Here is a 10,194-nt window from a genome sequence, read left to right as displayed (position 1 = left end):
TTGCCTACGAAAGTGGTAGAACTATCTATCAAATCAAGCACGGGATGCTCTCTGAGTATCTCAAGGAGCAACTCAAGCATCCGTCCGTTCAAATGACTTTTGCGTAAGTTCTGTACTTGTAGCCTGATTTTCAGGAGTTGATATTACTCATTCCAGGCAGTCGAACGTTTAATGGATGCGTATTATTGAGTACTTGCAAGGATGCAATGGCCTTAATCTGACGCTGTGCTTCCGGGAAACTACTGGCTACCTGTATTTCTACGGGGATGAGCGATCGGTAGCTATCAAAAGAGCAAGCAATTCTTTATCCAAGCTTAGGCAAAATCTCAGCGAACTTTACCTATTTGAGTACTTAAACTTTCTAGACTAGGCGTTGATTCAATACCAAAAAATACTCAAGTAAAACTACGAAGTAGTAGATTGCCCCTCAGAGTTTTATCGATCTTGTTAACTCTGGATCGCACAAATCTACCTCCCCTGTAGTGGGTGTTCCAGGGCTCGAACGTTATCTAGAAATCTTGTGGAGACACACAACATGGTGAAGAATATTAAACGCCTAATCGTTGGAGCCTCCGTGTTCGCAACTGTCAGTGCGATCGCTAACGCTCCTGCATTTGCAGCATCTATCGTCAATGCAACAGTTGGAGGTAATGCATCTTTTCTGACTTACACAGTCATTGGCGGTCAAACCGTAGTAGACCCAACCAATAATGTGCAGGCAGCATTAGATGGTGATAGCAGCGCTCCAGGCGGCAATGTCGAACTATTTTCTAATAGTGAAGCAGGTTCTCTCTATTCCAGCGCCGGAGCAACCTCGGCCCAAAAGTTAACCGCTTTCAACAATTTTTTGGGTTACAACCAAGTTAAAACTTTGGATGGTCAGCTCAACGGTAAAAACATCAGCCTCAGCAGCTTAACCGCTGTAGATTGGCTAGGAGCTAGCAACGTTACTACTCTCCAGACAGCCCTCGGTTCTAATACAACTGCCATCCAAAAATTTGCGGCGATCGCCTCGCTCTACAATTCATCCAACTTAGCAACCACCTGGTTTAACACCACCCTAACTCAGTACGGGATGGCACCTAACCAAAACCTATTTAGCACCTTTTTGCTAGCAGGTGGGCTGCAAAGATTTAGTGACCCCAACATCTCTTATGTCAATCAAGACGATCAAACTGGGTTGATTAAGATTGGCTTAGCTGGACATTTCAATGCTGCCCCGCTATTAGGATTACCGGGCACCATTCAGGCCAGTGAACTAGTCAAGGTTAGCTACAACGGACAAGCGAGTCAATACTTACGTAGCTATCAGGCGACCAACTCTGGGCTCGTCTCTAAAGATGGTACAAATTCCCACACTGGCAACTACGAAGTCTCGTTGCAAGGTGAACTACCACCCAAGCCCTCCCCTGAGTCAGTTCCTGAGCCTTCACTAGCATTGGGTTTATTTAGTCTGGGTGGATTGTTTGCAGCTAAGCGTAAGTTAACCAAACAAGCCTCAAACTAATTATTAATTCAGTCAACATCAGAACCAGGAGGCGATCGCTTCCTGGTTTAATTTTGTGGTGTGATTCTAGAAAATTTTCGTTTATATCCGCTTAATGTTCAGATAATTTTTATCGCTACTAAGTCTCACGTCACTTAAATACTTTAATCTTATTAGACCTTGCCGTGCTCGGTTTCACGCTGCTGTTAGTCGAGCCTTGCGTTAATGGGCCAGGACAGATACTATAGGCTGCGAAATTGGATGTAACCAATTTAACTTAGAGGCTGATAGAGTCTCTAACTAAAATTTGGTCTCCAGATTGGGTAGCTTTGTGCAAAAGGAATTATAAGGATGAGCCAGGATGCAGATGAGTTAGGACAAGGCAGTGCTCGAATCTTGCTGATTGAGGATAATGACTCCAATCGGCAACTGCTGAGTGACTATCTCAATTACTGCGGTTATACCGTACTAACTTTGGCTGCAGGTGCTGGATTTTTTACGGCGATCGCCCAATTTCAGCCGCATATTGTGCTTTTAGATTTGAAATTACCAGATATTGATGGATACACTCTTTTAGAGCAACTGCAACAACGTGGGGAAGAGTTCCAAGTCCCTGTAATCGTCGTTTCAGCGTTTGCTTTTCAGTCTGACCAGCGGCGAGCGTTGAGTTTAGGGGCTCGTCGTTACTTAGTCAAACCAGTGAACCTGAACCTACTCAAACAAGCAATCCGAGAGGAACTGCCCTACTCGGTCTTATAGGAATTCTTCTGCTAAATCCAGATTTATTTGGCTCTTTGTTCTATAACAAAGGTTTCAACAAGCTGGCTCAAGGTTTGTACTGAGGCACCTGCTTCAGAAATTTGAGATTCCAACTCTGCAATTAGCAGGGTTGCCGTTTGCAATTGATTTAGAATTTTATCAATAGCATTGCGAGTTTGTGACTCAAACTCTTCAATTTCCATACTTTTACTACTTAATTAATAGTCTTAATACATACATTTACAACCATAGCAATTACGGAGGGAAGAGAGAATCCGTTAATTCGCTTAAGATTTCTAGCTGTTCTAAAATAAAGGTATAGGGCCACACTTCTCGGACACCCTATGGGTTGAAGCTCAAGATTCTATAATTTTCAGTTCGTTTATTTTTCTAATTCGGCCTGTGACCCTATCTTCTCAAGTTTTGCCACTGCTGAAAGAACCTGAGCGCCTCGAAACCCGATTGAAAGAGATTCCATCGGAGCCTGGGGTTTACTACATGCGGGATGTGAGCGATCGCATTCTCTATATTGGTAAGTCGAAAAAGCTGCGATCGCGGGTGCGCTCTTATTTCCGTGATTTACAGTCACTCAGCCCTCGCATCGCGTTGATGGTGCGACAGGTTGCAGAAATTGAGTTTATTGTCACAGATACAGAAGCTGAAGCCCTAGCGCTAGAAGCGAACTTAATTAAGCAGCATCAACCACATTTCAATGTGCTGCTCAAGGATGACAAAAAATATCCTTATCTTTGCATTACCTGGTCAGAGGATTACCCCCGCATCTTTATTACCCGAAAGCGACGGTTGGGTAATGAAAGAGATCGGTTTTACGGTCCCTACGTCGATACTCATTTGCTCCGCAGCACCTTGCACATCGTGAAGCGGATCTTTCCCTTGCGGCAGCGTCCCCAACCTCTGTTTAAGGATCGTCCCTGCCTTAATTTCGATATTGGTCGTTGCCCAGGCGTTTGTCAGCAAATGATTTCGGGCGAAGACTATCGCAAAATTGTACAGAAAGTCGCGATGGTCTTTCAAGGGCGTACCGGGGAACTGGTTGACACCTTAATGGTGCAAATGGATCAAGCTGCCGAGGCTTTGAACTTCGAGCAGGCGGCTCGCCTCAGAGATCAGATTAATGGCTTGAAGTCTTTGGGTGCAGAGCAGAAAGTAGCTTTACCCGATGACACCATTTCTCGTGATGCGATCGCGTTGGCCGCAGATGAGCAGCATGCCTGCATTCAACTGTTTCAAATTCGCGCTGGCAGATTAGTAGGACGATTAGGCTTTGTCGCCGATGCTCAATCGGGAGAACCAGGTGCGATTCTAGAGCGAGTGTTGGAGGAGCATTACCAAACAGTAGACGCAGTTGAGATTCCTGCAGAAATTCTGGTACAGCACGAACTGCCAGAGAGCGACATGCTGGCTGAGTTCCTAAGCGATCGCAAAGGACGCAAAGTTACGATTGTCGCGCCGCAACGGCAAACCAAAGCTGAGCTAGTTGAAATGGTAGAGCGCAACGCGGAGTATGAGTTAGCCCGAACTCAGCGCTTTGCCGATCGCAATGCTCAAGCGATGTTAGACCTAGCCGAAGTGTTAGATCTGCCTGACATGCCGCGACGGATTGAAGGTTATGACATTTCGCATATTCAAGGTTCCGACGCTGTCGCTTCTCAGGTCGTGTTTGTAGACGGTATACCTGCCAAACAGCACTATCGGCACTACAAAATCAAGAACCCTACTGTGACCACAGGGCACTCGGATGACTTTGCCAGCATGGCAGAAGTAATTCGGCGGCGGTTTCGTAAATATGCCGCTGATCCGCAGTTGCCAAGGGTGGGCAACCCAGATTGGCCCGATTTAGTCATGATTGATGGCGGCAAAGGCCAACTCTCGGCTGTAGTGAGCGTACTGCGGGAGCTGAATTTATTAGAAGAGTTGCGCGTGGTCAGTTTAGCGAAAAAGCGAGAAGAAATCTTTTTGCCAGGGGAGTCCTTGCCTTTAACCACAGAAGCAGAACAACCCGGAGTGCAACTGTTGCGTCGTCTTCGTGATGAGGCTCACCGCTTTGCCGTTAGTTTCCATCGCCAGCAACGCAGCGATCGCATGCGCCGCTCTTGCTTAGAAGATATTCCTGGGCTAGGGCATCATCGCCAAAAAGAACTGTTAGCTGCTTTTCGCTCAGTTGACTACATTCGGGAAGCGACCCCGGAACAACTCACAAATGTTTCTGGGATTGGCCCTCAGATAGCTCAGAAAATCTACGACTACTTTCATCCGCAGTCCTAGTTTTCTATCAAGACGGGTTAAATAAACCTCACCGAAGTAGAGTAAGGTCTAGCTCTGCTCAGTTGTCACTACGTAGCCAAATTGCTAATCGTTGCCTAAATCCTTCTTAAGGAAGAACCATTTTCTTAATTTAGTTTTAATGATTGGTAATAGCTTTATTTGACGCGATCGCTTTGAAGGGTTAGATAAAGTCAGCCTCGATATATCCTTTTGAGTTTGCCTCCAAATCTTGCGATTTAGAGGTTAAACATTTGTGCTGACCCAGAAAACTTGTGTTCATTTTCTATAGCAAGAAATCATGACAAAATGCTTGAATCTTCCTGGCAATGCAGTTTGTAGTTTTACTGCCCTTGGCAGCAAGATTGAGGAACAGCTTTGCTCTGCGTAGACGACACCAAAAGACTTATAAAAGCTCAATGCATTATGCTGCTTGAATTATGACGGAACGTGGAGGAGTTTAACCAGGAAATATTTTGTATTTTTAGTAACAATTGCTTCTGTTTTTCTCCAATAAAATATTATCTAACGCTCAGTAAACTCATTAAGAAAGTTCATAAACATAAGTAAAATCTCATAAAAAATTTGCAGAATTGTTTAGAGAACTCTGTAATCATCGAAGAAGTTAGTATCGAGCAGTCCCAAATCAACAGCGCTTTTAGCTAATAGCAGTATTGCGGGGATCGCTCTCTCTGTAGGCGATCCCCAACCTCTGAAATCTAAAATCTAACTAAAGCTTGATTGCCGATCTGCATAAATGCCAACATAATAGAAGAGTCAGGAGACGATGACTTCTGCACTTTTAATCTCAGACTAATTTAGTAAGCTTCGATACATTTTGTTTCGAAAATCTTAGAATTACGAATTTAATTCGTGAACCTTGCCCTTAATCCCTCCTAATTGTTGAGCTAGCTGCGAGAGTATTAAAATGCGTGTTCTAGAAACCTTACAAGTTGTTCGTTGCCCTAATTGTGGTAGTCATGCCGAACGTCATCATCTTTCAGATGATCATTTGACTCGAACCCAATGCCAAACTTGTGATTATTTAATGATTACTTGCACAATCACAGGCAAAGTAATCGAAGCGTATGCTCCTGGCATCTACGCCCGTCATTAGATTTGCACTTGCGATTGCCGCACCACAATCGCAGCAGCACGGTAGGAGTGATCTTAAGCGATCGCTCCTACTTTTTTTGCCCGCAATTGACCGCAAGCGGCATCTGCTTCCAAACCCCGCGATCGCCGCACACTCGCAGCAATGTGATGCTGCTTCAAGCCATTCAGAAAAGCTTGAATCCGCTGTGGGCTGGGGCGTTGATAATCTACTTCACTAATTGGATTGTAAGGAATTAAGTTAACGTGGCTCTGGAACCCCCGCAGATGTTCCGCCAATTCTACTGCATGCTCTGGGCAGTCATTTAAACCACCCAACAAGATGTATTCAAACGTCACCCGGCGCCCGGTTAGCTGCACATACTCGCGGCACTCAGCCAGTAAGTCTTGCAGAGGATACTGTCTCGCACTCGGAATTAGCTGCTCTCTGACTGCTTGACTAGAAGCATGCAAGCTCACAGCCAAAGTGGTCTGTAGCTGGTATGCGGCTAAACGACGAATGCGACCCGGAATGCCTACGGTCGAAATAGTCATGGCGCGTTTTCCAATGCCCACATCCTCGTTCAGCGATCGCACCGCACCCAGGACATTGTCTACATTGAGCAAAGGTTCGCCCATGCCCATGAACACAATGTTGCTGACTCGCTGTTGAAAGTCTTCTTGAACTGTCAAAACTTGATCAACAATTTCATGTCGCTCCAGATTGCGGAGGAAACCACCTTTACCTGTAGCGCAGAAGTCGCAACCCATCGGACAGCCAACCTGAGAAGACACACAAACAGTCAGGCGCTTTTCCGTGGGAATGCCTACAGTCTCAATAATCTGACCATCAGCTAGCCGGAGTAAAAACTTCACAGTGCCATCTGGGGCAGCGGCTCGATAGTGCAATGTTGAGCGCCCTATAGGCACATCAGCAACCGTGGAACGCCACTGCTTGGAGAAAACTGAAATTTCATCCAGCGATCGCACACCTTTTTGGTAAATCCACTGGTGTAACTGCTGCCCTCGATAAGCAGGCTGTTGCTGTTGTTTCACCCACTCCGTTAGCTCCGCCACGGAAGCACCTAGCAGGGGAGGTAAAACTACTACAGATGGCATCGGAGCCGCAGTTCCTGATTGACCAGCAGTGATAGCCTGTGCCACAGGTTGATCGGAGTAAATTCTATCCATGCGTTTTCTCAATTCCAGGAGCAACTAGCGTTGTCAACAATTGCAGTTGCGATTCTGACAAACTTTTGATTGTAGAACTTTGGCCTCTCGGTGCTAACTCACGCACCTACATTCTTCCGCTGCCATGTAGGTGAATTAGCTGGCCTAGGGATTTTCATTCTAGCTCAATTGGCCCGTGCAGCCTTGGACAGCGCTTTTAATTCAGGCTTCTTGGTAGTCAGAATTCCAAGCTGGAGAAATCGCAGTCTAGCTTGGATTCTGCACTCGGACGGATAAAATCAAGTTTGTAGCTGAATCCTAAAGTCTCATGCCGTTGGATCTGCCGATTTTGTCCCATCTCTGGAGTGGCTGCTATGGGCTTATGGCCTTTGAGTTCAAGTCTCCAGGCCCCATATTAGTTGAGTTGGGACCTCTCACTATTCGTTGGTATGGCCTCTTAATTGCCTCGGCTGTGCTAATTGGGGTCAGCTTGTCCCAAGCTTTGGCGACGCGTCGCCGAGTTGATCCCGATTTGATTGGCGACCTAATTATTTGGTTAGTTGTCGCTGCTATCCCCTCTGCTCGGCTGTATTACGTGCTGTTTCAGTGGCAAGAATATGCTCAACGCCCAGAAGATATTATTGCCATTTGGAAAGGGGGCATCGCAATTCATGGCGCTATTTTAGGTGGATTGGTAGCTAGCTTGATTTTCGCCAGAATCAAACGAGTTTCGTTTTGGCAGCTAGCGGATCTGGTGGCACCCTCGTTGATTTTGGGGCAGGCGATCGGGCGGTGGGGCAATTTCTTTAATTCAGAGGCGTTTGGGCGACCGACTAATTTACCCTGGAAGCTGTTTATTCCTCCTGAGCAACGTCCAGTGGGATATGAGAATGTGGCGTATTTTCATCCCACTTTTCTCTATGAGTCTCTGTGGAACTTGATGGTGTTTGGGATTCTCATCACCTTGTTTTTCCGGGGCCTGCGAGGGAAACCTGCTTTGAAGGTGGGAACGCTATTTTTAGTTTATTTAGTCAGTTACAGCTTGGGTCGTTTCTGGATTGAAGGGCTGCGCACAGACAGCTTAATGATCGGCCCGCTTCGAATTGCTCAAATTATTAGTTTGGTAGAAATCAGCATCGGTCTTGCTGGTTTATTTTGGCTCTACCAACTCCGTCGTCCTTTAGCGGATGTGGTGGCTGCTCAGGAAACAGATCCGAAGTTGCGTCAAGAATCGGACCATCTTCCTTGAGCTTGGAATTTAAATAAGAAAAACCCCAGAAGCTGAATGGCTTCCAGGGTTAAATCAGGGTGCATCTACCATTCCATAATCCAACGGCACAGTAGCCAATCCGGATAGTTTGAATTCTGGAGCGATCGCTTTATCAAGTCTTTACGGTTACGCTTTTAGAACCAAGAGCTTGAGGGCACCTGCCCCCCAACCCCCGCTGAGGGACGGCTGCGTCCCCCAGACCCCCTGCAGAGGTAACTTCACGTACGGGGAGGCTCTAGACTGACTCCTCTACACTAAAGACTGAATCGAGATTTATGACTACGTTTGATATTAATTCTGTCGTCAGCCAACTCCCTGAAACCCAGGATAAATCTGGTCTAGCGCCTGCCGTTTACATTGTCGGAGCGGGTCCGGGTGATCCGGAGTTGCTGACGATTAAGGCGCAAAGGTTGTTGGCGCAAGCGGATGTGATTTTGTTTGCGGATTCTTTGGTGCCTCGGCAAATTTTGCAGGGTGTGAGAGCTGATGCAGAGTTGATTCGCACGGCAAACAAGACGCTAGAAGAAATTTTGCCGCTGATGGTGGAGCGGGTGCGATCGCAAAAGTCGGTAGTGCGACTGCATTCAGGCGACCCCAGCTTGTATGGAGCGGTGCATGAACAAATGCAGGCTTTAGCGGAAGCGGAGGTACCGTTTGAGGTGATTCCTGGGATTAGCGCGTTTCAAGCAGCGGCGGCGAAGCTTCAGGTGGAGCTAACGGTTCCGGGCTTAGTACAGACGATTATCTTGACTCGGATTAGCGGACGGACGGAGGTGCCGGAGGCGGAGGAGTTGGCTGGGTTGGCAGCTCACAAAGCGAGTCTTTGTCTCTACCTCAGCGCTCGTCATGTAGAAGCGTCTCAGGCGAAGTTGATGGAGCATTATGCCGCGGAGACTCCGGTGGCGATTTGTTTCCGCGTTGGTTGGCCTGATGAAAAAATTCGGGTGGTGCCGCTGAGTGAAATGGCTACGGTCACGCAACAGGAGAACTTGATCCGAACCACACTCTATGTGATTAGTCCTGCTCTAACAGCAACTCAGGCGCGATCGCGGCTCTATCATCCAGAACACGATCATCTCTTCCGCCAGTAAGATTCTAGTCGGATTATGGCTGGGCTGTGGTTTTCCTCTCGTGAGTCTGTAATACACTGAGCGATGTAGTGCCAATCAGGTATAGACCCTTGCTAGACGAACAAGCGAAAAAGACAATCCTGCGTAAAATTCCCCACGGGCTCTACATTTGTGGAGTCAAAGAAGGGGAAGAAGTAAATGGCTTTACTGCCAGTTGGGTTATGCAGGCTTCCTTTAAGCCCCCTCTCGTCGTCAACTGTGTGAAACAGGACTCCCGCTCTCACGCCATGATCAAGAGCAGCGGTGTCTTTGTCCTAAGCTTTTTGGAAGCAGGACAAAAAGACCTGGCGCAAAAGTTTTTTCAACCGCAGCGTCGAGTCGGTAACAAGTTCGATGATGTCGAGTTTTACCTCGGAGAAACAGGTTGCCCAATCATTTCCGAAGCTTTGGGATATGTGGAATGCCGCGTAGTTGGTGCGGTCGAGCAAGGCGATCACACGGTTTATGTAGGTGAAGTGATTGCAGCAGGCACTCATCGTGAGGGCGAGCCTCTCTTGCTAGAGAGCACAGGCTGGCAATACGGTGGCTAACACTTTAATTGCTAAGGATAAGAGGTTGTGAGGGCTGAGTCTTGGGCTTAGCCTAAACAATCAACTCATCAGCTAGTGAAGTTTTAGAATTTTTATATTGTCACTATGCCTTTGATCAAGGTTCAAACTTCTATTTCTGCTCCAGACAAGTCGCAAGTGGAAAGCCTACTCAAGCAGTTGTCGGCTGGGTTAGCAAAACATACGGGTAAGCCCGAATCTTATGTGATGACGGCTTTTGAGCCAGAAGTCGCCATGACTTTCGGAGGTACGTCTGATCCTACATGCTACGTGGAGATCAAAAGCGTAGGCACGATGGGTCCCACACAGACCAAAGCGATGAGCCAGGATTTTTCGCAACAAATTGAGCAAGCTTTAGGGATACCTGCCAATCGTACCTACATTGAGTTTTCAGATGCTAGAGGCTCGATGTGGGGTTGGAATGGCTCCACGTTTGGCTAAGGTGAGGCGATCGCT

General features: G+C 47.0%; 10 protein-coding genes. 8 read left to right on the top strand and 2 right to left on the bottom strand.

The window, feature by feature from the left end:
- Window positions 1-535 precede the first annotated feature (535 nt).
- Together H6F90_RS29265 and H6F90_RS29260 are read left to right on the top strand one after the other, a co-directional pair.
- The gene (locus H6F90_RS29265; protein WP_190555431.1) at window positions 536-1,507 is read left to right on the top strand and encodes an NF038130 family PEP-CTERM protein; all 972 of its coding nucleotides are present in this window, start codon (window positions 536-538) and stop codon (window positions 1,505-1,507) included.
- A 330-nt stretch (window positions 1,508-1,837) separates the two neighbouring features.
- Window positions 1,838-2,245 carry a response regulator gene (locus H6F90_RS29260; protein WP_190555430.1) on the top strand — a complete coding sequence of 136 codons (408 nt, stop codon included), beginning with the start codon at window positions 1,838-1,840 and terminating at the stop codon, window positions 2,243-2,245.
- Between the two features lie 23 nt (window positions 2,246-2,268).
- On the opposite strand, the gene H6F90_RS29255 is transcribed toward H6F90_RS29260, so the two are convergent.
- Window positions 2,269-2,448, bottom strand: a complete 180-nt coding sequence (locus H6F90_RS29255; RefSeq protein WP_190438544.1) for a hypothetical protein — start codon at window positions 2,446-2,448, stop codon at window positions 2,269-2,271.
- 199 nt (window positions 2,449-2,647) lie between these two features.
- Between H6F90_RS29255 and uvrC the strand changes: the two genes are divergently transcribed.
- Both uvrC and H6F90_RS29245 read left to right on the top strand, forming a co-directional pair.
- The gene (gene uvrC / locus H6F90_RS29250; protein ID WP_190555429.1) at window positions 2,648-4,531 is read left to right on the top strand and encodes an excinuclease ABC subunit UvrC; all 1,884 of its coding nucleotides are present in this window, start codon (window positions 2,648-2,650) and stop codon (window positions 4,529-4,531) included.
- Window positions 4,532-5,456: 925 nt separating this feature from the next.
- Window positions 5,457-5,645 (top strand): replication restart DNA helicase PriA, encoded by a 189-nt coding sequence (locus H6F90_RS29245; protein ID WP_190438540.1) that lies wholly within the window; start codon window positions 5,457-5,459, stop codon window positions 5,643-5,645.
- Between the two features lie 53 nt (window positions 5,646-5,698).
- Here the strand turns inward: H6F90_RS29245 and rlmN are convergent, their stop codons facing one another.
- The gene (gene rlmN / locus H6F90_RS29240; protein WP_370588132.1) at window positions 5,699-6,811 is read right to left on the bottom strand and encodes a 23S rRNA (adenine(2503)-C(2))-methyltransferase RlmN; all 1,113 of its coding nucleotides are present in this window, start codon (window positions 6,809-6,811) and stop codon (window positions 5,699-5,701) included.
- Between the two features lie 307 nt (window positions 6,812-7,118).
- On the opposite strand from rlmN, the gene lgt reads away from it, so the two are divergent.
- From lgt to H6F90_RS29220, 4 genes are all read left to right on the top strand, one after another.
- Window positions 7,119-8,039, top strand: coding sequence for a prolipoprotein diacylglyceryl transferase (lgt, locus tag H6F90_RS29235; RefSeq protein WP_199296245.1), 921 nt, complete (start codon window positions 7,119-7,121; stop codon window positions 8,037-8,039).
- A gap of 296 nt (window positions 8,040-8,335) precedes the next feature.
- The gene (cobM, locus tag H6F90_RS29230) at window positions 8,336-9,151 is read left to right on the top strand and encodes a precorrin-4 C(11)-methyltransferase (RefSeq protein ID WP_190555428.1); all 816 of its coding nucleotides are present in this window, start codon (window positions 8,336-8,338) and stop codon (window positions 9,149-9,151) included.
- Window positions 9,152-9,240: 89 nt separating this feature from the next.
- Window positions 9,241-9,720 (top strand): flavin reductase family protein, encoded by a 480-nt coding sequence (locus H6F90_RS29225; protein ID WP_190438536.1) that lies wholly within the window; start codon window positions 9,241-9,243, stop codon window positions 9,718-9,720.
- A 105-nt stretch (window positions 9,721-9,825) separates the two neighbouring features.
- Window positions 9,826-10,179 (top strand): phenylpyruvate tautomerase MIF-related protein, encoded by a 354-nt coding sequence (locus H6F90_RS29220; RefSeq protein ID WP_190555427.1) that lies wholly within the window; start codon window positions 9,826-9,828, stop codon window positions 10,177-10,179.
- Window positions 10,180-10,194: the final 15 nt, after the last annotated feature.

It is taken from the genome of Trichocoleus sp. FACHB-591 (genome assembly GCF_014695845.1).
Classification (GTDB): Bacteria; Cyanobacteriota; Cyanobacteriia; order FACHB-46; family FACHB-46; genus Trichocoleus.
Note: the sequence above shows the minus strand (reverse complement) of the source record. Positions and strands in the feature narration are given on the sequence as shown.